20 protein-coding genes, 1 tRNA gene and 5 pseudogenes are annotated in these 26,265 nt (G+C 66.3%); 12 read left to right on the top strand and 14 right to left on the bottom strand.

Going from position 1 to position 26,265, the window contains the following annotated elements; genetic code table 11:
• Positions 1-149 precede the first annotated feature (149 nt).
• The 4 genes and pseudogenes from ACZ6QQ_RS32580 to ACZ6QQ_RS32565 all read left to right on the top strand — a co-directional run.
• Positions 150-1,184, top strand: a pseudogene (locus ACZ6QQ_RS32580) (molybdopterin molybdotransferase MoeA); the annotation flags it as partial.
• Positions 1,181-1,822 carry a GNAT family N-acetyltransferase gene (locus tag ACZ6QQ_RS32575; protein WP_465881500.1) on the top strand — a complete coding sequence of 214 codons (642 nt, stop codon included), beginning with the start codon at positions 1,181-1,183 and terminating at the stop codon, positions 1,820-1,822. The pseudogene ACZ6QQ_RS32580 and the gene ACZ6QQ_RS32575, both read left to right, overlap by 4 nt.
• A 166-nt stretch (positions 1,823-1,988) precedes the next feature.
• Positions 1,989-2,807 carry a divisome protein SepX/GlpR gene (sepX, locus tag ACZ6QQ_RS32570; protein WP_465881507.1) on the top strand — a complete coding sequence of 273 codons (819 nt, stop codon included), beginning with the start codon at positions 1,989-1,991 and terminating at the stop codon, positions 2,805-2,807.
• A 139-nt stretch (positions 2,808-2,946) separates the two neighbouring features.
• Positions 2,947-3,020 (top strand) — tRNA-Ala (locus ACZ6QQ_RS32565).
• Positions 3,021-3,083: 63 nt separating this feature from the next.
• On the opposite strand, the pseudogene ACZ6QQ_RS32560 reads toward ACZ6QQ_RS32565, so the two are convergent.
• From ACZ6QQ_RS32560 to ACZ6QQ_RS32550, 3 genes and pseudogenes are all read right to left on the bottom strand, one after another.
• Positions 3,084-3,861 (bottom strand): annotated as a pseudogene (locus tag ACZ6QQ_RS32560) (transposase family protein).
• Between the two features lie 53 nt (positions 3,862-3,914).
• Positions 3,915-4,051: pseudogene (locus ACZ6QQ_RS32555) on the bottom strand (transposase); the annotation flags it as partial.
• Between the two features lie 122 nt (positions 4,052-4,173).
• Complete coding sequence (locus tag ACZ6QQ_RS32550) at positions 4,174-7,488, bottom strand: AfsR/SARP family transcriptional regulator (RefSeq protein ID WP_465881498.1); 3,315 nt, start codon at positions 7,486-7,488, stop codon at positions 4,174-4,176.
• Between the two features lie 2,135 nt (positions 7,489-9,623).
• Here ACZ6QQ_RS32550 and ACZ6QQ_RS32545 point away from each other — a divergent pair.
• Positions 9,624-10,157, top strand: coding sequence for an IS5 family transposase (locus ACZ6QQ_RS32545; RefSeq protein ID WP_465881497.1), 534 nt, complete (start codon positions 9,624-9,626; stop codon positions 10,155-10,157).
• A gap of 206 nt (positions 10,158-10,363) precedes the next feature.
• Here the strand turns inward: ACZ6QQ_RS32545 and ACZ6QQ_RS32540 are convergent, their stop codons facing one another.
• The 4 genes from ACZ6QQ_RS32540 to ACZ6QQ_RS32525 are packed head-to-tail and all read right to left on the bottom strand — an operon-like array spanning position 10,364 to position 12,398.
• Positions 10,364-11,275: an SPFH domain-containing protein gene (locus tag ACZ6QQ_RS32540; protein WP_465881496.1), complete on the bottom strand. Its 912-nt coding sequence runs from the start codon at positions 11,273-11,275 to the stop codon at positions 10,364-10,366.
• 3 nt (positions 11,276-11,278) lie between these two features.
• Positions 11,279-11,653 (bottom strand): hypothetical protein, encoded by a 375-nt coding sequence (locus tag ACZ6QQ_RS32535; RefSeq protein ID WP_465881495.1) that lies wholly within the window; start codon positions 11,651-11,653, stop codon positions 11,279-11,281.
• 14 nt (positions 11,654-11,667) lie between these two features.
• On the bottom strand, positions 11,668-12,030 hold the full coding sequence (locus ACZ6QQ_RS32530; RefSeq protein ID WP_465881505.1) for a transposase: 363 nt from the start codon (positions 12,028-12,030) through the stop codon (positions 11,668-11,670).
• Positions 12,027-12,398 carry an IS5 family transposase gene (locus ACZ6QQ_RS32525; RefSeq protein WP_465881493.1) on the bottom strand — a complete coding sequence of 124 codons (372 nt, stop codon included), beginning with the start codon at positions 12,396-12,398 and terminating at the stop codon, positions 12,027-12,029. Before ACZ6QQ_RS32525 ends, ACZ6QQ_RS32530 begins: the two co-directional genes overlap by 4 nt.
• A gap of 44 nt (positions 12,399-12,442) precedes the next feature.
• Between ACZ6QQ_RS32525 and ACZ6QQ_RS32520 the strand changes: the two genes are divergently transcribed.
• A complete protein-coding gene (locus tag ACZ6QQ_RS32520) occupies positions 12,443-12,736 on the top strand; it encodes a helix-turn-helix domain-containing protein (RefSeq protein ID WP_465881491.1) in 294 nt (97 codons plus the stop codon).
• Between the two features lie 46 nt (positions 12,737-12,782).
• On the opposite strand, the gene ACZ6QQ_RS32515 is transcribed toward ACZ6QQ_RS32520, so the two are convergent.
• The 5 genes from ACZ6QQ_RS32515 to ACZ6QQ_RS32495 are packed head-to-tail and all read right to left on the bottom strand — an operon-like array spanning position 12,783 to position 18,256.
• A complete protein-coding gene (locus tag ACZ6QQ_RS32515) occupies positions 12,783-13,853 on the bottom strand; it encodes a LacI family DNA-binding transcriptional regulator (protein ID WP_465881489.1) in 1,071 nt (356 codons plus the stop codon).
• Positions 13,854-15,242 (bottom strand): glycoside hydrolase family 13 protein, encoded by a 1,389-nt coding sequence (locus ACZ6QQ_RS32510; RefSeq protein ID WP_465881488.1) that lies wholly within the window; start codon positions 15,240-15,242, stop codon positions 13,854-13,856. It lies immediately after the preceding gene.
• A gap of 1 nt (position 15,243) precedes the next feature.
• Positions 15,244-16,065 carry a carbohydrate ABC transporter permease gene (locus ACZ6QQ_RS32505; protein ID WP_465881486.1) on the bottom strand — a complete coding sequence of 274 codons (822 nt, stop codon included), beginning with the start codon at positions 16,063-16,065 and terminating at the stop codon, positions 15,244-15,246.
• Positions 16,062-16,979, bottom strand: a complete 918-nt coding sequence (locus ACZ6QQ_RS32500; protein ID WP_465881485.1) for a carbohydrate ABC transporter permease — start codon at positions 16,977-16,979, stop codon at positions 16,062-16,064. Before ACZ6QQ_RS32500 ends, ACZ6QQ_RS32505 begins: the two co-directional genes overlap by 4 nt.
• Positions 16,976-18,256 (bottom strand): ABC transporter substrate-binding protein, encoded by a 1,281-nt coding sequence (locus ACZ6QQ_RS32495; protein ID WP_465881484.1) that lies wholly within the window; start codon positions 18,254-18,256, stop codon positions 16,976-16,978. The genes ACZ6QQ_RS32500 and ACZ6QQ_RS32495 overlap by 4 nt, the downstream gene beginning before the upstream one ends.
• Positions 18,257-18,364: 108 nt before the next feature.
• On the opposite strand from ACZ6QQ_RS32495, the gene ACZ6QQ_RS32490 reads away from it, so the two are divergent.
• The 4 genes and pseudogenes from ACZ6QQ_RS32490 to ACZ6QQ_RS32475 all read left to right on the top strand — a co-directional run bounded on the left by ACZ6QQ_RS32490 (position 18,365) and on the right by ACZ6QQ_RS32475 (position 21,898).
• Complete coding sequence (locus ACZ6QQ_RS32490; protein ID WP_465881483.1) at positions 18,365-20,029, top strand: glycoside hydrolase family 13 protein; 1,665 nt, start codon at positions 18,365-18,367, stop codon at positions 20,027-20,029.
• Between the two features lie 363 nt (positions 20,030-20,392).
• A pseudogene (locus ACZ6QQ_RS32485) lies at positions 20,393-20,539 on the top strand (transposase); the annotation flags it as partial.
• A gap of 90 nt (positions 20,540-20,629) precedes the next feature.
• A pseudogene (locus tag ACZ6QQ_RS32480) lies at positions 20,630-20,938 on the top strand (transposase); the annotation flags it as partial.
• Positions 20,939-21,664: 726 nt separating this feature from the next.
• The gene (locus tag ACZ6QQ_RS32475; RefSeq protein ID WP_465881481.1) at positions 21,665-21,898 is read left to right on the top strand and encodes a hypothetical protein; all 234 of its coding nucleotides are present in this window, start codon (positions 21,665-21,667) and stop codon (positions 21,896-21,898) included.
• A 680-nt stretch (positions 21,899-22,578) separates the two neighbouring features.
• Here ACZ6QQ_RS32475 and ACZ6QQ_RS32470 read toward each other — a convergent pair.
• On the bottom strand, positions 22,579-22,749 hold the full coding sequence (locus ACZ6QQ_RS32470) for a hypothetical protein (RefSeq protein ID WP_465881480.1): 171 nt from the start codon (positions 22,747-22,749) through the stop codon (positions 22,579-22,581).
• 261 nt (positions 22,750-23,010) lie between these two features.
• Here ACZ6QQ_RS32470 and ACZ6QQ_RS32465 point away from each other — a divergent pair, with 261 nt between their 5' ends.
• Positions 23,011-23,580 (top strand): hypothetical protein, encoded by a 570-nt coding sequence (locus ACZ6QQ_RS32465; RefSeq protein WP_465881478.1) that lies wholly within the window; start codon positions 23,011-23,013, stop codon positions 23,578-23,580.
• 468 nt (positions 23,581-24,048) lie between these two features.
• Here the strand turns inward: ACZ6QQ_RS32465 and ACZ6QQ_RS32460 are convergent, their stop codons facing one another.
• Positions 24,049-24,828: a helix-turn-helix domain-containing protein gene (locus ACZ6QQ_RS32460; protein ID WP_465881477.1), complete on the bottom strand. Its 780-nt coding sequence runs from the start codon at positions 24,826-24,828 to the stop codon at positions 24,049-24,051.
• A 362-nt stretch (positions 24,829-25,190) separates the two neighbouring features.
• On the opposite strand from ACZ6QQ_RS32460, the gene ACZ6QQ_RS32455 reads away from it, so the two are divergent.
• On the top strand, positions 25,191-26,252 hold the full coding sequence (locus ACZ6QQ_RS32455; RefSeq protein WP_465881476.1) for a helix-turn-helix domain-containing protein: 1,062 nt from the start codon (positions 25,191-25,193) through the stop codon (positions 26,250-26,252).
• The last annotated feature ends 13 nt before the right edge of the window (positions 26,253-26,265 follow it).

Raw genomic sequence — 26,265 nt, 5'->3', positions numbered from 1 at the left:
TGTTTTTTTCCTGCGGCACAAACCCCCCCCCCCCCCCCCTCTTCCCCCCCCCCCCCCCGCCCCTCCCCCCCCCCCCCCCCCCCCTTCTCCCCTTCCCCCCCCCCCCCCCCCCCCCCCCCGCACCCGGTCGTGGCCGCCCCGGCGACACCCGCCCGGTCCGGCTCAACGTCGTCGGCGACCTCGGCGCGGCGAGCTGGCGCCCGGTCCGGCTCACTCCCGGCTCCTGTTTCTCGGTGGCGGCCGGGTCGCCGCTGCCGATCGCCGCCGACGTGGTCGTCCCGGTCGAGTGGACCGACCAGGGCATGGCCGCCGTGGAGATCTTCCGGGTGCCGAAACGCGGGTACGGCCTGCGCCGCGCCGGGGAGGAGATGCCGGCCGGGGCCCTGCTCGCCCGCTCCGGAACGTACGTCTCACCGGCGCTGGTCGCGGTCTTCGCCGCCACCGGCATCGGGCACGTGGTGGTCCGGCCCAGCCCCCGGGTGGTGATCGTGGCGACCGGTGACGAACTGGTCGAGGTGGGCCGGCCGAGCCAGCCCGGCCAGGTGGTGGACACCAACTCGCACGCGTTGACCGCCGCCGCCGCCGAGGTGGGGGCGCTCGCGTACCGGGTCGGGATCTGCGACGACGACCCGGAGGGGCTGCGCGGCCTGCTGGAGGACCAGACCCTGCGGGCCGATCTGATTATCACCACCGGTGGCACCGGCACCGGCCCCGGCGACATGGTGCGGCGCATCCTGTCCCGGCGCGACGCCGGCCGGGCCGGGCCGGTGACCTTCACCGAGGTGGCCCTGTACCCCGGTAGCGCCCTCGGATTCGGTACGGTCGGTGCCGAGGAGGTTCCGGTGGTCTGTCTGCCCGGTGAACCCGGTGCCGCGTTGATCGGCTTCGAGATGCTGGCCCGCCCGGCGATCCAGTTGCTCGCCGGTGCCGAGCCGGTGTTCCGGCCGAGCGTGCGCGCGCACCTGCTGGAAACCGTGTCGTCCCCCGGTGGGCTGCGCGAGTTCCGCCCCGCGCACGTCGCCGAGCGGCGCGGCGGCGGTTACACCGTCCAGCCGTTGCGCGGCGGTCCGCACACCCTGGCCGGGCTGGCCGAGGCGAACGGCCTGCTGGTGTTGGGGGAGCGGGTGACCACGGCGGCGGCCGGCTCCACGGTGGATGTGCTGCTGCTGGACCGGCGCCGATGAGCCTGATGGGAACACCGGGCTGGCCGGTTGTCCTGGCCGACGGTGCGGTGCTGCTGCGGCCGTACAAGCGTGGGGACGCGGCCTCCTGGTCCGAGGTGCGCCGGGCGAACCAGGCGTGGCTGGCGCCGTGGGAGACCGCGCCGCAGGGCGGCTGGGACGAACTGAACTCCCCGATGGCGTTCCGGTACGTCTACCGGGACCAGCGCCGCTCGGCCCGCCGTGGCGAGAGCATGCCGTTCGCGGTCTGCCTGCGCGAGCACGGGCGGGAGCGGCTGGTCGGGCACATCAACCTGGGCAACATCGTCCGGCGGGCGTTCTGCTCCGCGTACGTGGGTTACTGGGTGGACGCGCGGGTGGCCGGGCGGGGCGTCATCCCGACCGCGCTGGCGCTCGTCGCCGACCACGCCTTCGGCCCCGGTGGGCTGCACCGGATCGAGGTCAACATCCGGCCGGAGAACGGCCCGTCCCGCCGGGTGGTGGAGAAGCTCGGCTTCCGCGAGGAGTCGTACCATCCGCGTTACATGCACATCGACGGCGCCTGGCGCGACCACATCGGATACGCCATGACCAGCGAGGAGGTCGCGGCCGAAGGCGGTCTGCTGGCCCGCTGGCACCGGCTCCGTACCGTCACTTCTTGATCATTGTTGCTGGTGGTAGTCGGCGCGGCGCACGTTGATCCTGGTGTACCGCCCGTAACCTGAAGTAACTAGATGTGTGGTAACTGTCCGCCGGTTGTCACGACCCTGCCAGCTCGGCAGGTGTCGCGACGGCCGGCGGGGTTACCCGACGTGGGTGACGGGAGGGGTGAGGGTGCCGGCCTCGGTGCTCCTCGCCGTCCTCGCCGCCGCAGGTCTGCTCGCTTTCGCGCCAGCGCTGGTTCGCCGGTACGACGCCACCGAGCGGCTGGTGGCGGAGCGGGCGCAGTCGACGGCGCGGGTGCTTCAGCGCCGCCGGCGACGCCGTACTGTTCCGGGTCGGCAGCCGGTCAATCCGTCACGTGTTCTCACGGTTACTCTGCGCGGCGATCTGTCCGGTGGCAAGAACCCGGTTTACGGGATGCCCGACCCCGTCTCCGCGCCCCCGGCCACCGGTCGACGGGCCAGCCGGCTGCGTTCCGTACCCCGGTCCGGATCCCGCCCGCGTCGCCGGCCACCGACCCAGCGGCACACCCCGGCCGTCTACCGGCGCCGTCGGGTCTTCGCCGCGCTCCTCCTGCTCAACCTCGCCGAGTTGATCGGCGTCGTCGCGGTCAGCCCCGGCTTCTGGATCGGCTTCGCCGTCACCGCCACACTGCTCGCCGCGTACGTCGTACACCTGCGCAACCGCGCCATCGCCGGACGCCGACGCCGCCGGATCCAGGCCCGCGAGGCAGCCTGGCTCGCCGCCCGACAGGCCGAGGTCCGGCGCGAACAGGCCCGCCGTGCCGCCGCCCGACGGGAGGCCCAGCGCCGGCTGGCTGCCCAGCGCGAGGCGGTACGCCGCGCCGCGATGGGCCTGGACCGGCCGGACGACCTGCCGGCGGCGGCCAGCGGTGGCCGGGCCCGCGCCTCGGTCTCCTACCGCCGCTCGGGTGGCCTGCGCGGTCGCCCGTACGAGGCCGGGCGCGGCTCCCACTCCGCCTGACCGTCTCCGGGTCGTGCCGGTGCCGGAACCGGCACGCCGGGGGCTGATTCGCCCGGCGGGTGCGGTACCTGTTAGCCTTGGCGCCGGTTCGCCGTTGAGATTCGGACGGCGGGTCGGTCGCCCGGCGCCAGTCGGGCGGGGGGCTGTGGCGCAGTCTGGTAGCGCACCTCGTTCGCATCGAGGGGGTCAGGGGTTCGAGTCCCCTCAGCTCCACAGTTTTAAGGCCCTGACCAGCAAGAACGCCGGTCAGGGCCTTAAAGTTTGTCTATGCTGGTGTCATCCCGTCAGGATGATGTTGTGGAGGTTGGCGATACCGGAAGCGGTGTCGGCCAATGTGCGGGCGGCGCGGCGGTAGTCGCGTAGGACTTTGAAGCACTTCATCCTGGCCAGGGCGTGTTCGACCTGTGCCCGGACGGTGCGGTGTTGCTTGTTCAGGTCGGTTTTCCACTCGGGCAGTTCGCTGCCGTCGGCGGGCTTGCGGTACGGGATGATGACCTCGGGGTTGCCGCGGTAGGCGCCGTCGGCCATGACCGGGCGGCCGGCCAGCTTCTGGTCGATGCCACTGGTGCGGTAGACGATGGTCGTTGCGGTTGCCGGGTTGCGGGTCGCCGAGGGCGACGACGAGGCGGGTGTGGGCGTCGATAGCGACTTGCAGGTTCGTCGAGTAGCGGTAGTTCTTGCTCGGGGCGGCCAGGCGGTGGTCCCGGGTCGGGATGAGAGTGCCGTCGACGATGGTGATCTGGTCGACCCGGCGTCGTCGTACCGGTGCGAGTGCGAGCAGTGGGCCGAGGGTGTCGATGACCCGGTGGGCGGCGGAGTGCGATACCCCGAACAGGGGGCCGATCTGCCGCATTGTCAGCTTCGTGCGCCAGTACGCGGCGACCAGCAGCACCCGGTCCGGCAGGTCGAGAGACCACTGCCGGCCCGGCCGACCGTCAGCGATCGCGTCCCCGCCACGCTCGGCGACGAGCTTGACCAGGCGGCGGAACTGGACGGGCTGCAGCCCAGTGAACGGGAAGATCCACTCGGGGTGGGCTGCCGAGATCACCTGCACCACAACATGATCCACCATGGAGCACCCACCGAGTTACGAGACGTCCCTTAGCCGGCCATCTCCTCGATCACCTTGTCGGTGATTCGGGAGATCACCCCCTTCGACACCGCCCGTGGATCTTGGCGAAGTGCACGGAGATTTCCCCGGTCGTGAGGGCTTTGGCGTACATCGACAGGACCGCCTCGTTGACCGCCCGTTGATGTTCCTGTGCGCCCGCGTCTGGCCAGGCCTGCGCGCGGTTCATGCGGCAGTGGGCTGGGAGCGCAGTCGCTCCTCGTGCGCATTCGTTCGCTGCGCGCACCACGCTTGCACTCAGGAAGGACCAGGACAGGGCATGCTACTGATTTCGTCAAGGATCTTGCATGCATCTCCCAGGTATCGCTCCGCGGCAGGTCGGTCGCCGAGTCTTCGGGCAATGTTGCTGAGCAGATGCGTGGCACGGGCTTCTCCAAGTCGATAGCCGGTCCGCTTGTAGACTTGAACTGCTTGTCGGGCAAGCCTGCTGGAAGTGTCAACGTCACGGGAGGCGTAGTGGATTCGGCCATGCACCGTCAATGCATCGGCCTCGGGCACCAAATATCCGGCGCGCCGGGCAATAGCAAGCGCATCCACGATATGAACCGCGGCTTCCTTTGAGAACTCATCCCGCCTCGGTTGGGCGATCAGTGACGTAGCCAAGCCGGTCAGTGCCTGGCTCTGTAGGCGTTCTTTTTCGGCAGGGGGCAGAATCGCGAGCGCCTGGCGGTGATGTTCGACGGCTTCGTTGTGGAATTCTAGATGAGTGTAAATCGTTCCTAGTAGGCTCAATACTTGGCTTTCTGCAGTTCGTTCATCAATTTTTCGCGCAGAAGCAAGGGCCTTCTTGGCCACGCGAAGCGCTAGAGCATGATTCCCGGTTTCATGCTCCAACATTGCGAGAATTCGTAAGGTGTCTGCCTCGGCGAACCGTTTCCCGATCTCCGTCTGCAAGGCCAGCGCGTCGGAGACGCACATTCGTGCGACGGAAGACCGGCCCAGCCAGTGTTCTACTTCGCCGAGTGCGATCAGGGACGTCATCTCGCCGAGCTTCGAGTCCACCTTGCGGTATAACTCGATCGCCTGAGCGAGTCCACCGCTGGCATTCTCCAGATGACCGATATCTTTGAGAGCTAGAGCCTTGTTGCCTGTAGCATTAGCTTGTCCTGACAGATTGTTCCGCTGCCGATAGAATGCGGCCAAATGGTCGTACAGGTCAATTGCTCTATGAGGTTGGCCGACATGAAGGTGAATCCTTGCAATGTTGCCCGCGCATGCCGCCTTGCCCTCATCCCACCCGATTCTTTCTGCATATTGACCTGCCAACCTGTAGTGGTCCCGAGCTACCGCATACCGTTTCCGCTCATGACTGGCCACCCCGGCGTTGATATGAAGTGCGCTTTGAGCCACCAGATCGCCGTCGCGCTGTGCTGCTTCGATGCCGACGTCAGTCGCTACGAGCCAGTCCGTCGGGTAGCCCTCGTGCCAAAAGTAGCCACGGAGCGCGTCTGCGAGCAGCCATGACAATCTCCTTGGGCCCAGCTTGGCGGCGTATCGGACCGCCGACACCAAATTCGCCCTCTCGGATTCCAGCCAGGCGAGTGCACATTTTCGATCGCCGAACACCATGGGCACGATATGTGGCGGCATTGTGGGTGCGCGGAGCCGAGATATATGCGGGTAGAGGAGGTCGACGGCCGCAGCAGCGGAATACAGGTACCAGTGCAGGAGCCGGGTGGCAGCGTCGTGGTCCTCGTCGTTCGAGCATTCCTGGGAGCGTGAACGTACGAGCTCGTGCGCTGCGTACCTTCCGGGCGTGCGCTGCGACAGCAATTGGAGGTCGCAGAGATTCTTTAGGTATTCAGCCGCACGTTCGGGGGCCGTCGCGAGAAGGTTGGCGGCGGCTAAGGTGGTGAGGTCGAATCCAGGACATAGAGCTATGGCGCGTAACATTCGACGTTCGTCGGGCTGGAGCTCGGCGCAAGATGTGTCGATAACTACATGTGCCGCAGTACGGACATGATCGTCCGGCATATTGGGATTCGCGGATCGCTCAATTTGGGAGACGGAAAGAAAATGCGAAATTGGCAAGTCAGGATTCCGTCTGATTTGTGCGGCGGCGATACGTAAAGCGAGGGGAAGGTATCCGCACTCCTGGGCCAGCCTTGCGGCCGAGCTGGGCTCGGAATCGACTCGGCCGTATCCCAGAACCCTTTTGATCAACGTCAGGGAGTCAACCTCCGAGAATCGCCCGATCGTCAAGCGGCGAATGTCGTCGCCGACGAGTGGTTCTAGTCGGTCGCGCGTGGTTACCACTGCCAGGCAACCGGCTTCCATGGGTAGTAGCGGCCAAATCTGTTCAGCATCGTACGCATTGTCAAGAATGATCAATATTCGTCGGCCAGCGGTCATCGTTCGAAACAGATCCGCTGCTTCTTCGACGTTGTCTGGGATTTGATACCCAGACACGCCCAACGCACGTAGGACGTGGTCAAGTGCGTCGAGCGAACGCATCGCCGTACCCTCGTCGTTACCGTGCAGGTCGACGAAAATCTGTCCGTCAGCAAAGTCGCGGGCTGCGGCGTGCTGAGCCCAACGGACCGCTAGAGCGGTCTTGCCGATACCATCAGCGTCAGCATGGATGACTATCGTTGACGACCTTTTCGAACTCCGGGCGGCTAGTAGAGAGTCGAGCTCGCTCAGTTCCGTCTTCCGTCCGGTGAAATCGGGAAGGGCAGCAGGTAGCTGGTCCGGTACCCGTATCCGAGGTCGCGGTGCGGGGCTGGACAGATTGATGGAGCTGACCGAACTGTCCGGGTAGTGAAATCTAGGAGGGAGATCGAGGGCGGCATCCGAGCGGAGCATGGCCGTATGCAGTCGCTGGAGCTCGCTGCCCGGGTCGAGACCGAGGTCGTCGCGGATTCGCGCGCGTGTTCCGGCGAATACCTCCAACGCCTCGCCGCGGCGCCCGTCGCGGTACAGTGCGAGCATCAGGTGACGTGCGAGCCGCTCATCGAGCGGGGCACCGGCGTGCAGTTCGGTGAGTTCGCCAATCAGTTGGGTGTGCCGACCCACCTCAAGGTCTGCCTCGATTCTAAGGTCGAGAGCCGTGCGACGTGCCTCCTCCAGTCGGGCGGCAAGCCGGTCCCGGGCAACGGGTTGAAGATCGGCCATCGCCGGCCCTTGCCACAGCGCCAGCGCGGACCGCAGAAGCCGCCCTCGCTCCGCAGGGTCATAGCAGCCCTGTGCCTGGTGACACAGGCTCATAAACCGGTGCGCGTCCACGTTCGATGGCGCGACGTCAAGCTGGTAGCTACCGCGCCGGTGACGAAGCTGCAGGTCCTCTTCCCCGAGGCCCTCAGCCCGGAGCCGGGCACGCAGCCGAGAGACATAGGTCTGCATGACGCTTCGTGCGGCATCCGGCGGACTTTGTGCCCAGACCAGCTCCGTGAGGCGCGTGACCGCGACCGGGTTACCTGCCTCCAGCAGGAGTATGGCCAGCACACACCGCTCCTGCCGTCTCCCGAGATGCACCTGACGACCGGCAAGTTGGAGTTCGACAGGCCCGAGCACGCGGAAATCCATGACCATGATTGTATCGATCTCGGCCACCGGTACGAGCGTTGGTAAGCGATCTGGTAAGAGCGGGCAGGCAGAATCAAACCCAACCGATTTCGTCTCCATCCACACGACGAGGTGACCGACGAGGGTGTAACGAGAGGTTCGAAAGGCAGAGCTGTTCGTCGCCACGGCCCTATCCCGCTCGCAGAATTGTCTCCACCACCTGCAGGAATCGGGCTAAGAGTGAGACTCGGAACTCGAAATAGACAATTACTACCGACTGGTTCGCGTGTGCCTCACCGAGGAGGTATCGCTGACGGCCTGGTATTCGGCGAGACTACTGCGCGAGCCAGCAGCAGTGCGATTCAGTAGACGTATCCGCGAGAGTGGAGGCGGTAGCTTGCCCACCGAATGCTCGTTCACGATACAAGTAGGAGCGTTCTATTCTCGACTGGGTCACGGTGGTGTTCGTGATCTGGTGCCGATCGGCTTTTCGGACCGCGCGGCACCTGGTGGCCTCACTGCGTTAGTCCAAAGTCATTCCATGTAGTCGACTGTGATGGGACGAGTGGAAACGGGCCGAGAGTAAGACAATTTGGCTCGGGATAGAGTGAGCCGGACCCGCAAGGTCCTCCTGACAGCAAGCGTCAATAGGGGCAATATGTGGCTAAGACCGCGCCAGCGTGCACCGCCGAGCGTACGGGACATCCCGATCCTCTAAGGTGCCTTCATTCGCAATAGGTCACCTCTGGTTGGTAGGAGCGTTAAGGAGCCACCGGGCACACGGGAGCCTTTCGGTATGCTCCCGCGACAGCATTTCAATTATTCGTGAAACTCCCGGAACCGTTTATGTCCGAGTATCGGTAAGGCAACCCTGAAGAAGATAGGGGAAAGTAGTGAAGTCTAGACTAATCAGGTCTGTGCTGATAACCATGGCTGCACTCGCATTGGCATTGAGCGCGTCTGGGAATGTCGCCTCGGCTAGTCCGGGTGGGGCAGCTCCTAAGGGTGTAGAGGCTAGTCTGGCTGTTGCTGTGGCTAGCTCCGATCGGGCGAACGCCCCGGCCTACACGTTCGGCTGCCCGACTGGCGGCGTAATCTCGGTGGCCAACAACCTTCCGATTCGTGTGGACACCACGACGACTTCGACAATCATTGAATGGGCACAAAAGGGGTGGGTGTACTCCTGCTACCGAGGCACCTATTACCTGGGTGGCCGGTATACCGCCTGCGGAGTTACCAACGCTAACCAGTGGATTGCGGTCTGGGTGGGATCCCGCTGGGGATTCACTTATACAACCTGCCTCAATGACTACTGACGGCGCTGTCGCCGCTCCCGTACGCACGGCAAGTCGAGGTCGGCCCATCAACCGAGGGCAGGGGCAATGAGCGCGAACATGCGGACGATCGGACGCATTTCGGTGTTGAGTGACGACGACCTGTGACTATGCGCGCTGATCTCGTCATGCAAGTCGTCCCCTTCGAGAAAGGTGTAGATCATTGTTTAAGGCGAGGCGCGCCTTCACGGCGGTCGCCCTATCCGTAGGCCTGGCGCTGGCCGGGGTGAATTTCGCAACTCCAGCCAATGCGCGACCACCCGGTGCAGGTTGGTTTTTCGTCGACCATCTCCCCACCCTGTCGCAGTGCATCCGGATTGCGCAGAACGAGGTGCTGCCCCTTTTCAAGGAATACAACTGCGAACATGATTCGCCAGGCTACATCCTTTGGGCCCGGTATCCCAGGTGACCGTCAACCGCCTGCCGGATAACCCGTCGCCTTCCAATTGCGCTAAGCCGATTCAAGGCTGTTGAGGCGGTATGAGTCTGGTGATCCATTCGATGACGTAGGGTCGAAGGGATCATAATGACAGGGAAATCTGGTCGGAAGTTCGGCGGATCAAGTGGGGCATGACCCTGTTTCGCAAGCAGTTGCTTCACATAGCCTGGACCGCACGTAAGCACGTGTGAGCAGTGCTGGTCTAGCTCGAAGGAGTGGGCGGCGGCCTTCGGCTCGCCGCCCACTCCTGGTTGGCCGGCCTCTCGTTCCTTGTCCACTTTCCCCTGAGTTATCGACGACTGACCGTGTAGTTCTTCAGGTCTCACGGCTAACTGAGTGTTTGAGAGGGTGTCGCACGGCGTGTCCACCGGGTAGGTGGATCTTCGTTGGAGGGTTCCGGTGTGGAGCGGATGCGGATGTATGACTCGGACCTGACTGATGCTCAGTGGGATCTCGTCGAGCCGTTGTTGCCGTTGGTCAAGGAGCCTGGTCGGGTGCCGAAGCATCCGCGTCGGGACGTGGTCGAGGCCATCTTGTACGTGGTGCGGACCGGGTGTTCGTGGCGGCGGTTGCCGGTGGACTTTCCGCCGTGGTCGACGGTGTACTGGCAGTTCAGGCAGTGGGAGAAACGTCAGGTCACCGAGCGGATTCTGGACCTGTTGCGGGAGGAGGTCCGCCTGGTTGGGGGTCGGAACCCGCAGCCGTCGGCGGGGTTCATCGACTCCCAGTCGGTGAAGGGCGCGGACGCGGTGGGCCGGGACACCCGCGGCTACGACGTTGGGAAGAGGGTCAACGGTCGGAAGCGGTTCGTCGTGACCGACACTCTCGGTCTGCTGGTCTGTGTGTGGGTCCTGGCGGCGTCGTGGCGGGACCGCGACGGGGCGAAGGGTGCCCTGCTGGCCGCTTACGCCGGTACGCCGATCCGGTTCGTGTTCGCCGATTAGGGCTTCGCCGGCCGTCTGGTTGGCTGGTGCCGCGATGTTCTCCGTACTCATCTTGAGATTGTCCGGAAGCCGGCCGACCAGGAAGGGTTCGTGGTCCACCCGAGGCGGTGGGTGGTCGAGCGGACCCTGGCCTGCCTCACCCACCGGGCCAGGGTGTCCCGGCTGGACCGACGACCTCGCCGACAGCACCGGTACTAGCTGAGAGGCTATGTTGCGGCGGGTGCGGGTGCGGGGGGTCCGGGGACATTGACGTTGCCGCCCTCGGGGACGGGCAGGAAGGTGGGGCAGCCCTTGGCGGCCTCGCTGATCAGGCACTTCTGCATGGCCTCGTAGAGGACGTAACCGTAGGGGCCGAGCACCGCGACGAGCTTGCGGATCTGCTTGAGCTTTTCGTCGACGGTGGCGTTCTGCTCGATCACCGCCTGCCGTTCGGTGATCGCGACCTGCACGGCGGCCAGCCCGTCGACCAGTTCCTTGCGCGGGATCGGCTTCTGCAGCGTCAGGTTGAACTCCAGGAAGTACGCCTTGCCGCCGGTGGTGGCCTTGACGGAGTTGCCCAGGTTCGCGTTGATCGCCGTCTCGAACGAGGCCCGGGTCGCCGGGTCGTTGTAAAGGGCCAGCCAGTCGTACTTCTGCGCCTCGGTGGTCAGCGCCTTGTGTAACGGCTGCCCGATGTAGAAGCGCAGCAGTTCGAGCCAACTGTCCGTGTACCGGCCGTCGTCGTCGAGGATCGGCTGGAACTTGAGACCGATCTCCTCGTGGAAGTCGCGCAGCATCCCGCCCTCGTCCTCACACGAGGTGTCGAGGTGGAACGTCAGGCCCCCCGACACAGTCAACTCCTGGTTGTCCTTCGAGACCACCGTGAAGGGTGGCACCTCCGCGTCGTCATTGCCGGTGAAGTCGAAGGTCCGCTGGCCGGCAGGGTAGGTGAAGTACTTCTCTCCCGGGCCGTCCCAGGTCCGGTTGTTCTCCGTGACGCACTCCTGGAAGGTGGTGCTGGAGAAGGCACCGGCGTCGTAGTGCAGCGACACCTGGTCAGACTCGGTGCTGACCGTGCTGCACCCAGCCGCCACCACCAGCACCACCCCGGCCCCCACGATGATCCTCAGCCTGCGCATCCCCTACTCCGTCCCGTCGGTCCTGGTCCGACGGTAAGGATCGAGGTCAAAAGCGGAAGATGTGCTACCGATACGTAGCGTTACCGTTGCGGCCTGTCCTCCGACAGCCTTCGGCGTGTCAACACGATCCGCGGCCCTGTAACCGGTCGCTGCCGACAGCCTCGCGACGTTGATCAACACCTGGAACTCGCCGAACGTTTTCGGCCCGCCCGCCGCCGCGCTCATCAACTGGTCCACCATGCCGAGCCGGTCGGTCAACGGGCGGCGCTGCGACGACAATGTGTCCACCGTGGTCAGCACGTGCAGCCTCCAACCCATGACCACCGCATAGCGCCAGCCCACCGCCGCCGCCACCTCCGCCGTGGCGGCGAAGGCCACCAGGTCCCCGGCGGCTACCTGGGCGGCCGGCCGCCGGCCGTACCGCGTTTGCGGCGGTTGGCCTGCTGGTCGACCTTCTCCGGGATCGTCATTTTGATGCCACGGCGGCGCAGGTCGGCGCGGATGGCCTTGATGGAGTACGCCTTGTCGGCCAGGACCCGGCCGGGTCGGGTACGGGGTCGTCCGATCCGGCGGGGCATGCGGATGCCGGCCATCACCGCCTCGTACCCGATCCGGTCGTGGCGTTGACCAGCGGTGGCGTGCCGGCTGATCGGCCGGCTCGCGCGGTCGGCAGCCAGGTGCAGCTTCGTGCCGTACCCGCCGCGGGACCGCCCCAAAGACTCCCGGTCTTTGGGGCGGTCGCTGGGCGCCGTCAGTGTTTTGGGTAGTCCGCCGGAAGTTGGTGGCGGGCACCGGCGGCGTGCTGGTGAGCGCGAACGACGCTGCTGTCGAGGCTGATGGTCCAGTCGTCGCCCTCGTCCAGGTCGGCGTCCAGACCTAGCCTCTGCGCGATGTGCTGCCAGGTGCCGTCCAACGCCCACCGGCGTTTACGCAGGTACACGGTCTTCCAGTTCCCGAAGCGGGCGGGGAGGTCCCGCCAGGGGATACCGGTACGTTCCCTGAACAGGATGCCGCTGATCACCGTCCGGTGATCGTTCCACCGACCACCTCGCGGCGGATCGGCCGGCAACAGCGGCCGGATGCGGTTCCACTCGGCGTCGGTCAGTTCAAATCGTGCGGGCATGGTGTCCGGGTAACACTCCGGACATCCATGATCTTCCCGCCCTCATGATTCACAAGACACTACCTAATACTACGACGGCACTGACCGAGTCGAGCCTTGTCCACGTTCGTTGGGTATCGCGGTTCACCGACCGGCTCCTGGCCACACTGGTGCACCTACGGCACGGCATGACCCACGACGTGGTCGCCGCCTGGTTCGGGGTACACCGCTCCACGATCACCCGCAGCATCGGCGAAGTCCGACCACTGCTCGCCGAGCGTAGCTGCCGCCTGAACAGCGAGATCCGCTTGATCTTGTGTGCCCGAAGGGACTCGAACCCGCATCCTTCTGATCCGTAGTGCCTTTGACACATGGCCCCGGGTTCGGGCCAGCCGGCGAGGTCTGCTAACGAGCCTCCAGGTACGCCGGGGCTACCGGCACTCCGATCGCGGCGACAGAATCGCGCACCACCAGTGTCGTCGGCAGGCGGTGTTGCTGAGCCCTGTCCAGGCGGCTGAAGATCGAGTCGACGAGCAGTTCCGCCGCGAGCCGGCCTTTCGTCTCTACGGCCTGGCGTACGGTCGTCAGGCCCGGGGTCGTCCAACTCGCCTCGGGCTGGTCGTCGTAGCCGGTGATGGAGACGTCGTCCGGGATACGCACACCCGCCTCCCGTGCGGCGTCCATCGCCCCCATCGCCAGGATGTCACTCAGGGCGATGATCGCGGTGGGCCGCGATGGGCGCGACCACAGCTGGTGGAAGGCATGGTGGCCGCCGGACCGGTTGCAGTCCACCTCGACCAGGTCCACCGACGGCGACTCCAGGGACAGCCCGGCCCCGGAGAGCGCTTGGGCGATGCCCTCCATTCGCCGTGCCAGCGGTCCCCGGTAGCGCGGGCCCTCGTCGTGCGGGCCGGGCTCGAACGCCACGATGCCGATGCGGCGGTGGCCGTGGGACAAGACGTACTCGCAGATGGACGCTGCGCCGCCCCGGTCGTCGACCTCCACCGAGGAGACACCGACGATCGGTTCCCCGTCGACGAGCACCATGGGTACGCCGCGCTGGTTGAGTGTGGTTACCTCGCCGCGGTCGGATTCGAGCCCGCAGACGATGAACCCGTCGGCGGCCGCGGCGGGGATCGCCTTGAGGGTGGAGCCGCGCAGCGGCGGGACCAGCAGCAGGGTGAGCCCCTCCCGCTGGCAGACGGCGCCGATCCCGACCAGGAACTGGGCGTAGTACGGGTTGGCCATCACGGTCGGGATGTCCTGCGGGAGTAGCACCCCGATGCTGTTCATCCGGCCCTGGCGCAGCATGCGGGCCATCGGGTTACGGGAGTAGCCGAGCTCCTCGGCGACGAGCAGCACCCGCCGCAGGGTTTCTTCGGAGAGGCGATCGGGCTGGTTGAACGCGAACGAGACGGCCGCCTTGGACACCCCTGCCGCTGTCGCGACGTCGGCGAGCGTCACCTTGCCACCCATTCAGTCCTCCACTCGCGCGCCGGTGTCCACCGTCATGATGACGACGCCATGTGGCCGCACCATCACCTGCCTGCCGGTACCGTAGCCTGATCCATCGATGGCGTCCCGCCAGACACGATCGCCCAGCACCGTGGCGGGCACGGTCACCTGCTCGGTGCCGACGTTGACGGCGACGAGCACCTCCTCGGCGCCGTGGCTGCGGCGGCGTACCAGCAGCGATCCGTCGGCGTGAGCCCAGGAGTCGTCGCCCCGGGTCAGGGCGCTGTTGGTGCGCCGTAGCCGCAGCATGGCGCGGGTCCAGTCGCGGATTCCGAGGTCCCAGCCGGACTCGTCCCAAGGCATGCAGGCTCGGCAGCCGGGGTCGTTCTCCCCGGTCAGGCCGATCTCGTCGCCGTAGTAAACCATCGGCGTACCCGGAGAGGTCACCAGGAGTGCCACGGCCTGGCGCAGGCGGTCGGGGTCGCCGCCACAGCGGGTGAGCAGCCGCTCGGTGTCGTGGGAGCCGAGCAGGTTGAGCATGCCCGCGTGTGCCTGCGCGGGCAGCGCGGTGTAGAGCGCGGCGACGCCGTCGGCGAAGGCCCGGGGGTCCAGCGAGCTGTCCACGACCAGGCCGAGGATGAGGTCGCGCAGGGGGTAGTTCATCGCGCCGTCGGCGAGGTCGCCGCACACCCATTCGGTTGCGGTCTCCCAGACCTCGGCGACGATGTAGAGCGACGGGTCGATGCTCTTGACGAGCTCGCGGAAGCGGCGCCAGAAGGTCTTGTTCATGAAGTAGGGCACGTCGAGGCGCCAGCCGTCGATGCCCTCGGCGGTCCACCGCCGTGTCACGTCGAAGAGGTGCTGGCGGACCTCGGCGTTGTGCACATTCCACTGTGGTAGGTAGTAGGCGCCGCCGCAGGTCGCGTAGTTGAACGTGTCCGGCGAGACCTCGACCGGCAGGTCCTCTAGGTAGAACCAGTTCTGGTACGGCGAGTCGGCACCGCGCCGCACCGCGTCCTGAAACGCCCAGTGCCCCTTGCCGCAGTGGTTGAAGACCGCATCCAGCACGATCCGGATACCTCGGGTGTGTGCCTGCTCGACCAGCCGCCGGAAGGTCTCCAGGTCGCCGAGGTAGGGGTCGATGCGCTCGTAGTCGGTGCAGTCGTAGCGGTGGTTGGTGTCGGCCTCGAAGATCGGCGTGAGGTAGAGGGCGTTGGCGCCGAGGTCGGCGATGTGGTCGAGGTGGTCGATGATCCCCTGTAGGTCGCCCCCGAAAAAGTTTTCCCTGGTGGGGGTGCCGCCCCAGGGCAGCGCGCCGGGCGGGTTGTTGGTCGGGTCTCCGTTGCCGAACCGCTCGGGGAAAATCTGGTAGAAAACGGCGTCGTGCACCCAGTCGGGCACCTGCTGCATGTCAGTCCTTCAGTCCGGTGAGGGCGATCCCACGCACCAGGGCGCGTTGGAAGATGACGAACATGACCAGGCACGGCAGCGTGGCTGTGACCGTACCGGCCATGAGGTAGTTCCAGCGGGTGCCGTAGCGACCCTGGAAGGAGGCGAGGCCGGTCTGGATGGTGCGCAGCTCGTCGGAGTTGGTCACCAGCAGCGGCCAGAGGAAGTCGTTCCAGGCGTAGAGGAAGCTGAACATTGCCAGCGTCGCGAGCGCGGGTCCGGACAGCGGAACGATCAGCCGCAGGAAGATCCGCAGCCGCCCCGCCCCGTCGATGCGGGCGGCGTCCTCCAGTTCGACCGGGATCGTGGCGAAATACTGGCGCAGCAGGACGATGCCGAAGACGTCGACCAGCCGGGGCACGATCAGCGCCGCGTAGGTGTCGAGCCAGCCCAGCGACGTGACCAGCGCGTAGGCGGGGATAATCGTGACGAACTGCGGAATCAGCATCGTCGCGAGGAAGACCACGAACAGACCGGTACGCCCGGGAAAGCGCAGCCTCGCGAACGCGTAGGCCGCGAGGGCGTCGAGCACCACGTGCCCGGCCACGATGCCGACGGTCATCACGATGCTGTTGAGGTAGTAGCGGGCGAACGGCGCAGCCTCCCATGCCTGTGCGTAGTTCTCCCACCGCAGGCTCGTCGGGATGAGCAGCGGCGGGGTGTAGACCGCGTTGGCGGGCTTGAGCGACGTGGTGATCATCCACATGAGCGGGCCGAGCACGGTGAGCGCGCCGATGATCAGCAGGGTGTGGCGGCCGAGGCGGGATAGCAGATTGAGGTTCATCGCAGGGGCGACCTTCCCGAGCCGCTGGCTCGCCACTGCACCATCGTCACGCCGAGCACGAGCGCGCAGGTGACGAACGCGATCGACGCGCCGTAACCGAACTCGCCGAGCCGGAAGCTGGTGCGGTAGGTGAGCATGCCGAGCACGTCGGTGCCGCCGAGCGGACCGCCATTGGTCAGCACGTAGACCAGGTCGAAGGATTGGAATGTGGTGACCAGTGCCTGCATCGAGACGAAGAAGGTCATGGGCGCCAGCAGCGGCACGGTCAGCCGCCGCAGTTGCTGCCAGGACGACGCGCCGTCCAGTCGGGCCGCCTCGTAGAGGCCGCCGGGGATGGCCTGCAGCGCGGTCAGGTAGAGGATCGCGTTGAAGCCGAGGCTCTTCCAGACCGTAACCAGCGTGAGCGCGACGAGCGCGAGCCATGGTTCGCCGAGCCAGTTGGGCTGCGGCAGGCCGACCCGGCCGAGCAGGTCGCCGACGAGCCCCGCCGGGTCCAGCGCGTCGCGCCACAGTACCGCGACCGCCACGGCCGAGGTCACCACCGGAAAGAAGTAGATCGTCCGGTAGAGGGTCCGGCCACGGATCGGCGCGTCGAGCAGCAACGCCAGGCCCAAGCCCGACACACAGCTCAGTACTGTGACGCCCACGCCGTAGACGGCGGTGACGAGTAGCGAGTTGCGTACCTCGGGGTCGCCGGCGAGCCGGGCATAGTTGCCGAAGCCGATGAATCGCTGAGCGGTGCCGAACCCCGACCACTCGGTGAGGCTGAGATAGCCGGCGGAGATGATGGGGTAGATCACGAAGACGCCGAGTACGGCCACCGCGGGCAGCAGACACACGGCGGCGGTGATCAACTCGTCCCGGTGGTACCGGCGGCGGCGCCGGTACCACACAGCAGAGGTGGCGCCGGTCATGAACCCGACGCCAGGATCTGGTTCACCTGCGTCTCGGCGTCGGCCAGCGCCGCCGCGACGCTCTTACGCCCGTTGAGGGCCTGCTCGACCTCCTTGGCGAAGGCGAAGGACACCTTCGGGTAGACCGGGCTGTTGGGCCGGGCGTGCGCGCTGGGCAGCAGGTCGACGAAGGGACGCAGGTTCGGCGCCTTCTCCGTCACCCACGCCTGGTAGGCCGGGCTTTGCGCCACCGAGGCGACGACCGGCAGCATACCGGTGGCCTGGCACCACGTGGTGACGTTCTCGGTGCTGTCGAACCAGGTGAGGAACGCCTTCGCCGCGTCCTGCTGCTCCTTCGAGGCGGTGGAGAAGACCATCGCCTGCTCGCCCCCCATGTTCGTCGCCTGGCTGCCGCCGGACGGGGTGGGGAGCACGGCCGTGCCGAAGTCGATGGGCGCGTCCTTGGCCCAGATGCCGACCATCCAGGAACCCTCCTGCGCGGAGGCCGCCTGGCCCTTCTCGAAGGCGCCCCACGGTCCGAGCGGCGCGCTGTGCTTGCTGATCAGGTCGACCCAGAATTGCAGTGCCCGGCGGCCCGCGTCGGAGTTGAACGCCGCCTTCCTGTTGTCGGCGGTGAGGAACTCACCACCGGCCTGCCAGAGGTTAACCTGGAAGTTCCAGGTGACGCCCTCGCCGTTGTCGCCGGGCTGGGTGAAGATCTCGTAACCGGGCTTGCCGGTCTTCGTCTTGATCGTGTCGGCTGCGGCGACCAGTTCGTCCCAGGTCGCGGGCGGGGTGTCCGGGTTGAGCCCGGCATCGCGGAACAGCGCCTTGTTGTACATGTAGCCGAGGGTGTTGCTGGAGACGGGGATCGACAACTGCTGGTCGCCGGAGCGGCCGAAGCTGAGCATCGACGGGTAGATGTCCTTGTCGAGCCCGGCCGCCGTGAGCGAGGACGACAGGTCGACGAGCTTGCCGGTCTGGGCGAGCTGTGGGACCCAGACCAGGTCGGTGATGGCTATGGTCGGCAACTGCCCGCTCGCGGCGCTGGTCTGGAGCTTCGTGAGCAGCTCCCCGCCGGGGATGTTGACCGCGTTGATCGTGATGTTGGGGTGGCCGGCCTGGTAGCGCTGCACGGCGGCGTCGAACGCGTCGGCGTTGCCGCCGTCCCAGTAGTGCCAGACGGTGATGGTCGTGGGACCGGCGCTCGTCGGGGCCGGGTCGCTCCCCGGGGCACAGGCCCCGAGCAGCAGCACTGCGGTGGTTCCTGCGGTCAGGATGGTGCGTCTGGTGGTCATCCTCCGGAGCTCCTTCCGCCCCGGTGGGATCCGGGGCTGGACACAAAGTTATTAAACCGATTTACTTACTATTTACGTGGTCCTGTCAAGAGTTTTTGGGAGAAGAAGTTGGTAACAAGTTCGCCATGGTGGCGTCATGCGGTCGTCTACCAGGTCTACCTGCGCTCGTTCGCCGACGCCGACGGTGACGGCATCGGTGACCTCGAAGGACTCCGGTCCCGCCTGCCCTACCTCGCCCGGCTCGGCGTCGACGGCGTGTGGCTCAACCCCTGTTTCCCGTCGCCGCAGGCCGATCACGGGTACGACATCGCCGACTACCGCGACATCGAGCCCGCGTACGGCACGCTCGCGGGCTTCGATCGGCTCCTCGCCGACGCCCACGCCGTCGGCCTGCGCGTCCTGCTCGACATCGTGCCCAACCACTGCTCGGTGGAGCACCGCTGGTTCCGGGCCGCGCTCGCCGCCGGACCCGGTTCGCCCGAGCGCGCCCGGTTCATCTTCCGGCCTGGCCGGGGCGCGCACGGCGAGCAACCGCCCAACAACTGGCAGTCGGTCTTCGGTGGCCCTGCCTGGACGCGGGTCGCTGACGGCGAGTGGTACCTGCACCTGTTCGCCGCCGAGCAGCCCGACTTCGACTGGGACAACCCCGAGGTCGCCGACGAGTTCGACGACATCCTGCGGTTCTGGCTCGACCGGGGCGTCGACGGTCTGCGCGTCGATGTCGCGCACGGCATGGTGAAGGCGGCCGGGCTGCCCGGCTGGGACGGCCCCCACGAGCACAACCCGCACATGTGGAACCAACCGGGGGTGCACGAGATCCACCGACGGTGGCGAGCGGTTGTGGCGGCGTACCCCCGCGATGTTGCCCTGGTCGGTGAGGTCTGGCCGCCGCACGCAGCGGACCTGGCCCGGTACGCCGCGCCCGACCGCCTCGGCCAGGTCTTCTATTTCGACCTGATGGTCCAGCCATGGGCCGCACCGGCACTGCGCCAGGCGATCACGCGCGGCCTCGACGAGGCCGGTGGCAGCGCGGGCAGGCTAGCCTGGACGCTCGCCAACCACGACGTGCACCGGACCGTCACGCGCCTCGGCCAGACGCGCGACCCACGACCGGTCCCCACACCGGACATTTCGCTCGCCCGGCTCACGATGAAACCCCAGATCGAGATGGGTACGCGTCGAGCCCGCGCCGCCGCCTTGCTGCTGCTCGCGCTGCCGGGCTCCGTCTTCCTCTATCAGGGCGAGGAACTGGGCCTGCCCGAGGTCCTGGATCTCCCCGCCGCCGCCCGGCAGGACCCGATCTGGCACCGCACCGGCGGCACCGAGCTCGGTCGCGACGGCTGCCGGGTGCCGATGCCCTGGAGCGGCACGCAGGCACCCTTTGGCTTTTCGCCGCCCGGCGCACCCGGCCCGTGGCTGCCGCAGCCCTCCTCGTATGCCGGGCTCACCGTCGCCGCCCAGGAGGCCGACGACACCTCGACGCTGCGCCTTTATCGGGACGCGGTCGGGGCCCGGCGGAAACTCTTCGGCGACGGGCTCGGACTGTCCTGGGTGGACTCCGGCGACGACCGCGTGCTCATCGCGCGCCGCGACACCGGCGCGGTCTGCGTGGTCAACACGGGTACGCGGCCGTTCCGGATCCCCACCGATCTTGGCGAAGTCATCCTGAGCAGCGCTTCCCTGCTCGACCGCGACCTGCCCCCCGACGCCGCCGCCTGGCTCGGCCCCAGCGCACGGCTTCAGCTCACGCTCGCGCCGCCGGATGGTCGGTAACCGGTCGGCCGCGCTCGATCCGACTGGGCAGACTCGGCGGCGGAACGCTTCCCGCCAGCGAGTCGCGATGGTCCCGACCCTCGGTGCCGACGTACGCCAGGTCGAACCCTCGCGCCGCCGCCGGGCCACCACCCTGAAACGCTACAACCTCAGCCACCCGCCGCCTCCGAACGAGCATCAGTCGTCGACCGACGACTCTAGAGGGACATCAGCGGCACTGCGACCGGGACGTCGGAGGTGGAAATCATGGGTCCGTAAACACGAACCGTTCCCGACATTCGGTTTTGGCAGCGTGCTGAATGACGAGGTGTAGTGGATGCCGGTGGCCGTGGCGAGGGCTCGTAGGGTGTGCCCGGCGCCGGCCACGGCTCAGGACTCGGCACCCGACGCTGGGTCGTCGAGCAGACCATCGCCCTGCTGCACTGGTTCCGACGCCTACGGACCCGCTGGGAAATCCGCGACGACATCCACGAAGCCTTCCTCACCCTCGCCTGCGCGATCATCTGCTAGCGCAGACTCCAATACTCAAAGAGTTAGGAGTTCTTAGTACTGCAACGGCACTGACCGAGTCGAGTCCTGTGCACGTTCGTTGGGTATCGCGTGACGGATGTCGATGTTGATCGGTGGCACGCGGAGTTGGACCATCTTCATGGTCGGATCGGTGGCCGGTTTCTTCGGGCGGAGCCGCGTCGGCGGGCCCGTCAGTACCTGTGTGGGTTGGTGACGAGCCTGGATCGGAAGAACGGGTGGACCCTCGCGGAGCAGGCCGGGGACGTGTCTCCGGACGGGATGCAGCGGTTGCTGCGGTAGGCGGATTGGGACGTTGAGGCGGTCCGCGACGACGTGCGGGACTACGTGATCGACCACCTCGGCGACCCGCAAGGTGTGCTGATCGTGGATGACACCGGGTAGCAGGACGAGGTCGGCGGCATCGGCCAAGTCGGCCATCATCGGAGCCGGCAGGTGAACCAGCCGCTTCCTGCCGGACCAGACATGCAGCGACGCCCCGTCGCCGACGCATGCCTTGACCAGCGCGGCCATCGGGCGCAGCGTTGACGGCAGGTGTCCGGCCGGACTCGCCCAGCCAAGTTTCAACTGTCCGACCAGAGCCTGCCAGCCGTCATCTACCTTCTGGGCCGGCGGCATTTGATAGCTCATTTGCAGATGAGCTCTCACCGTACGGGACACGTCGGTGCCGACGATCGTCGCGCCCGTGGAGCCGGCGAGGCGAGTGGTGAAGCTGATCGGAAGGCGACACACCTGGTTGCCGTCGCTGTCCTCAGCAACCAAGTCGAGCAGCACTGGGGTCGCCAGCTCGGCCTGCGGCGAGCTGAACTGGACCGTCCCAGGCCCGGAGTCAGGAGGGAATAGGTCCCGCAGGTTATCCGGGAGCACCATCGTTACTTCTTCGACGAAGCGCTCTTCGACGGTTACCGAGCCGCCGAAGGCAACCGCGTCCAGCCAGCTTTGCTGAACGGCGGCGGCTGCGGCGTCGCCGACTGGGAACGCGAACGTGCCGCGCACGCTGAAGGTTGCGTCGTTGCCGGGTCGGGGCCTGACCTCGACCCTTTCGTAGTTCTCACCAGCCGAGATGCTCCAATCCCACCGCCGAGGCGCCATCTCTGCGGCCCGTGCGTGAAGGGTTCGCTGTCGACGGAACAAGTCAGGTACGCCGTTGATCATCCCAGCCTGCTCCATATTGAGCTCGGCGAGACGCTGGCTGATTTGGTACTCCTCGCCTTCGAGGAAGCGGCGAAGACCCTCGTCCTGGTTGAACTGATCGTCGAGCCAGTCGATGCACCACCGGGTCAGTTTGACGCCCGGGTACTGGGCTTCCAGGCTCTCCCACCAGACGATCTCCGCTGGTGAGAACTCAAGTGGGACGATGAGGATCCACTCGGATGGCGAGTGCTTCTTGACGGCCTTGGCTAGCGACTTTTTTTGGTCTGCGACCGCCGCGATCCGGTCATCCGGCCCGTGAAGGACTTCACCTCGTAAATCCGCACGCCGTCCCCGGAGACGTAGCGTGTGGGGACGTAGCTGTCGCGGCCACCGTCGCCCCCGTGCCGTCGACGCCTTGCGCTTGAGGGTCGACCTTCTTGATGAGCATCTTCATCGCGCGCTCGAACCGCGCCGGGTCGCGCGTAGCTGACGTCCAGTGGATCATGAAAGCCCCTCACACCTCAGCCGGCGAATCACCGTAGCCCAGCGCTGACGTGCAGCCGCAACGACACTCGCGGCTACGACGTAACAGCCACGTGAGGGAGCGTGGATGGCATCGGAGCGCGCGGTTCAGATAGCGCGCAGCGTCCCGGAGAGCCATGTTCGGCTGGTGTGCCCAAGTTGGCGGATTCGACGACGTTCGCGGCGATGTGACGCGCCGGTCATCAGGTGCCCCCAGGTCCTCAGGCGACGGCGCTTCACCTCGCTCACCACCGCGTCTTACCCGAAGGACCTGGCACCGGAACCCGGGCCTTCCGCCGACGACCTCGCCGGCATCGCCGCTGGGCGCCGACTGGACTGATCCCACGTTCGAGTGGTCTTGCCGGTCAGGTAGACGAGCGCGCCAACTGCGCCTCGATCGCCGTCGAGACGACCTTCAACGCATCCTGCTCGAAGCCGTCCGGCAGTAGTTGTAGCGTGTGCGGGATCGCGACGCCACCCTTGCCGCAGTCGTCGGCCGTGCCGTCCAGGTGACGGGCGCTGTCCGCGCATGGCATTGGTAGCTGACTTGCGGTGGTGCCTGTCCGCGAACTTCCCGCGAACCCGGCATCAAGTTACGAAGTGGGTGCGGTTCATCCGTACTCACCCGCACACGCCTGTCGATCTACGACGTGCCCCTGGTGCTTCCCGAATGGGTAGCAAGGGCTGCGCCGCTGGCTCGACGCGTTCCGCCGGCGGCCTTCAGGCCGGGTCGTGGTGTCGGCTGCGTAGGTCGTCGGCTGCGGAACTGAGTTGCCCGCACGCATACCCTAAGTAGCGTGACCTCCAGTTACCGTGACACAACCATCGTCGGCCGCTTGCTTTCCGGCCTCGGCCGGATTGAGCACGGCCTGAGGCTCCAGCAGTCTCGAATACTTTCGTATAACAAGAGCGTCCCCATGCGGTACGCCGGGACGGACCACGAGCTCAGGGTCCACACCGACCCCGAGATCGATCTTGACTACTATGCCATGGAGCTGGGACGCCTCGTCTCTCTCACCGAGGAGATCGACCGGCTGTTCAAGAAGCCTGCCGAGATCAGTCAGGCTCGCGCCGTGTTCCTAACCGTAGTGCCGCAGGTCAAAGCCATCCGCAACGCCCTTACCCACTTCGATGATGACCCGCGACTGGACAACGTGATCTTTCTCGGTGGCGCCATTCGGCGCCTTCACCCGGACGGACGAGTCGAGCACCTCGTCGATGCCCGATATGAGCAGCACGATGCTGCTATGTCCCTGGTTGGTGCCGTAGGGCAGTGGCTGCGTGGCCGTCTACACGAAGCCCTGGCCGCCGACCCTGCCGTCCCGCTGGAGGAGCAAATCCGTAACAGGGCCGCCGGCGTGGCTTGAGTGAGGATGCGCCATCTTCGTACGGCTGCACTTCAGTTGACACCATAGGCAAGAGCTGCACTCGGCACCGCTCGGTCGTAACTGCCAGGTACCGGGCGGCAGGCCATCGGTTGGCCCCGGGGTGCCACCATCTGCTCGCTGACGGCGCCGGCCGACGTGCCCTGTTGCCCCCGTTTACCCCCCGTAAACCCCTCTGCAGAGTCGACGACCAGTGACAAGTAGCGATCAACACAGAGCGGGGTTTATGCAGCTCAACGGCAAGATGTGACCAGCGATGACAAGCCTGGTGCCGTGACGGTCGGTAAGAGGGGGTCAGGGGTTCGAGTCCCCTCAGCTCCACCATGAAAAAGCCGGCGACCGGTTCCGGTTCGCCGGCTTTTCGAGGGCCGTGTGTGGCGACGCCGGATACGGCGAACATTCATCTCCACGGTTGACGCCCGCAAGGCGGTGCGGCCATAGCGGTCGCGTTCATGCCGAGCCCACCCGTGCGGCTTGGGCGGATCGCGCCCGAGCCAACGTATACAACCGTGCACCATCGCCCGCCGGCTCGGCCACCGTGTCCGGCTCGCCATCGTGGGCCGGCCTGGCGTCGATCACTAGCCGGACCGCCCCATTCGGCGAGGACGTAACCGTCAGCGTCACCGTCGCGATGACGTTAGGCAGCGCGGCGGACACCGGCCTGTCCGGCACCGGCACGCCGTCATTTGGCACGACGTTTTCTGCCTCGGCCGGCGTGGCGGGGTCAGCAACGAGCGCGAACAACCCACCGGCCGCGCCCAATGCCCGATCCAGTGCCGACGCCACCTCCGGCGTTGGCTGCCTTCCACCGGTTTCGAGGTCCCACAGGTAGCTGTGCGAGTAGTGCGCCAGCCTCCCCAACCGGCGCAGCGACAGCCCGCGCCGCACCCGCAGCTCCTTCAGCTGGCTGGCGAACTGCGAAGCCGGTTCGACTTCGTCACGGGTCACATCGTGCGGTTCCCGAACGGCGTAGAATCCAAGATCCGCATCACTGGCGACGCACAGCACCTCCCGCAATGCCCGACGGGTGTCCTCCTGCGGCCAGCGGACCACTCCGCGTTCGAGCTTGCCGACATGGGCAGCGTCCAGGCACGACTCCCGGTCGGTGTGCTCGTGCAGCCAGGCGTTCACCGCCTCGGCCAACTCTTGCCGGGACAATGCCTGGCCCGGCCTCGACGGCGACAACTGCCGTAGCCGCACGTGCCGCAGCAGGTTGTTCGGCTTCTGCACGGATCTACCACCCTTCGCGTATCGTTACGCCATTCATCCGTCCCAGGGGCGCGCACTCCACAGCCGCTCGCGCCCGCCTTCGAGCTTCGAGGTCACTCGCCTACTCGGACCAACCCGGCTCGTTCATACGGCGGGCGCCGACCAGAGTCGGCATCAAGCGATGTTGCAAGGCTGTCTTCTGTCTATTCCCTGCCCATACGTGTTCCCATCGCTCGACCAGATGAGGCTACGATCGTCTGACGGCCCGCGGAACTGACCGCCAGTGCGGGTGCGTCGGCGGGCAGAGGGGAAAGCGGAGGAAGTCCGTGGCACCTGGACCAATAACCCTGACCGGGAGTCAGAGTTCGCGTGCAATCGGCCTCGTGTCAGGGTTCGTGCTGAAGCTCGCCCGGCAATCTGCCGCGTTGACGCAAGAGAAGCTTGCCGAGGCCCTAGGCGTCGATGTGTCAACCGTTCAAGGTTGGGAGTCTGGCCGTCGGCCGCTTTCCGCGATCAACGCAGGCGACTTCCTTCGTTTGTGTGGCCGATTATCTCGCCTCGGTGCGCCGGCATCCACGGGGCGCCATCTGCGCGAGGCGATCGAAGCCGACCAGGTGCTCTCGACCGGCATCGCGGCGGGCGCGGCCTGGGTCGACCCGGACAGTCATCCGCTGGCCGCCAGCGTCCACCGCTGGACGATCACGAACCTGATCACATGGCCCATCGTCGGAAAGATGCCGCAACATCTCCACGAGTTCAGGTCTCACGTGCCTCGACGTGGCCCCACTCGGGTGCAGCCCAGATTGGACGATGAGGAGCGTACGCGCTTCCTCGATCATTTGCTTGTCGTGGCGGAGCGCGCCCGGAAGGCCGACGAGGCGCTTTTACGCCGACAGGCTGTGTATCTTCTGGGGTTCGACGGCAGGCCGGCAGTGGCCGACTGGCTCCGTGCGGAGTGGAACCGCGCTGGCCGCCGGAAGGTCAAACGGGAAGACATCACCGGTCTTTTGAAGGCGCGTTCTGCCTCAGTTGCGCTGGCCGTCGCGGGCGACAGTACATACCTTTATGACTTTGTCGATCACATGACAGACGGGCCGGGGGAGATAGCAAACCTCAATTACTGGGCTTACTGGATCGGTGAGCTGAGCGACGAGCAAACCAGTGATGCGTTCATGTTGAATGCGGATACGCGGTCTTGGACTGGTGACCGACTACTACACCATCTTATGGTCCGCCTCCAACCCGACTCGCCTCACTTGCCGCTGAATCTGTGCACGCTTCACGCCCTTTTCACCTCGCGACCGTCGCTTCTCAATGGGCGCCCCGCCGTCCGTGCGTCGCTTGTCGATGTGCTCGCTGAGCTCGCCTCGACCGATGGCCTGAGCCGTGCCGAGCGTGACCAGCTCGCAGGACTCCAGTACGCGGTGCGTATCGCTGACCGCTAGAAGAGAGGACACA

Source organism: Micromonospora sp. NPDC049529 (assembly GCF_055586685.1).
Note: the sequence above shows the minus strand (reverse complement) of the source record. Positions and strands in the feature narration are given on the sequence as shown.

Coding starts and splice junctions, on each gene's coding strand:
- ACZ6QQ_RS32500 (WP_465881485.1), bottom strand. CDS start 16,979: ATGACCGGCGCCACCTCTGCTGTGTGGTACCGGCGCCGCCGCCGGTAC.
- ACZ6QQ_RS32495 (WP_465881484.1), bottom strand. CDS start 18,256: ATGACCACCAGACGCACCATCCTGACCGCAGGAACCACCGCAGTGCTG.
- ACZ6QQ_RS32515 (WP_465881489.1), bottom strand. CDS start 13,853: ATGGGTGGCAAGGTGACGCTCGCCGACGTCGCGACAGCGGCAGGGGTG.
- ACZ6QQ_RS32540 (WP_465881496.1), bottom strand. CDS start 11,275: ATGCGCAGGCTGAGGATCATCGTGGGGGCCGGGGTGGTGCTGGTGGTG.
- ACZ6QQ_RS32520 (WP_465881491.1), top strand. CDS start 12,443: ATGATTCACAAGACACTACCTAATACTACGACGGCACTGACCGAGTCG.
- ACZ6QQ_RS32525 (WP_465881493.1), bottom strand. CDS start 12,398: ATGCCCGCACGATTTGAACTGACCGACGCCGAGTGGAACCGCATCCGG.
- ACZ6QQ_RS32510 (WP_465881488.1), bottom strand. CDS start 15,242: ATGCAGCAGGTGCCCGACTGGGTGCACGACGCCGTTTTCTACCAGATT.
- ACZ6QQ_RS32545 (WP_465881497.1), top strand. CDS start 9,624: ATGCGGATGTATGACTCGGACCTGACTGATGCTCAGTGGGATCTCGTC.
- ACZ6QQ_RS32470 (WP_465881480.1), bottom strand. CDS start 22,749: ATGCCATGCGCGGACAGCGCCCGTCACCTGGACGGCACGGCCGACGAC.
- ACZ6QQ_RS32505 (WP_465881486.1), bottom strand. CDS start 16,065: ATGAACCTCAATCTGCTATCCCGCCTCGGCCGCCACACCCTGCTGATC.
- ACZ6QQ_RS32575 (WP_465881500.1), top strand. CDS start 1,181: ATGAGCCTGATGGGAACACCGGGCTGGCCGGTTGTCCTGGCCGACGGT.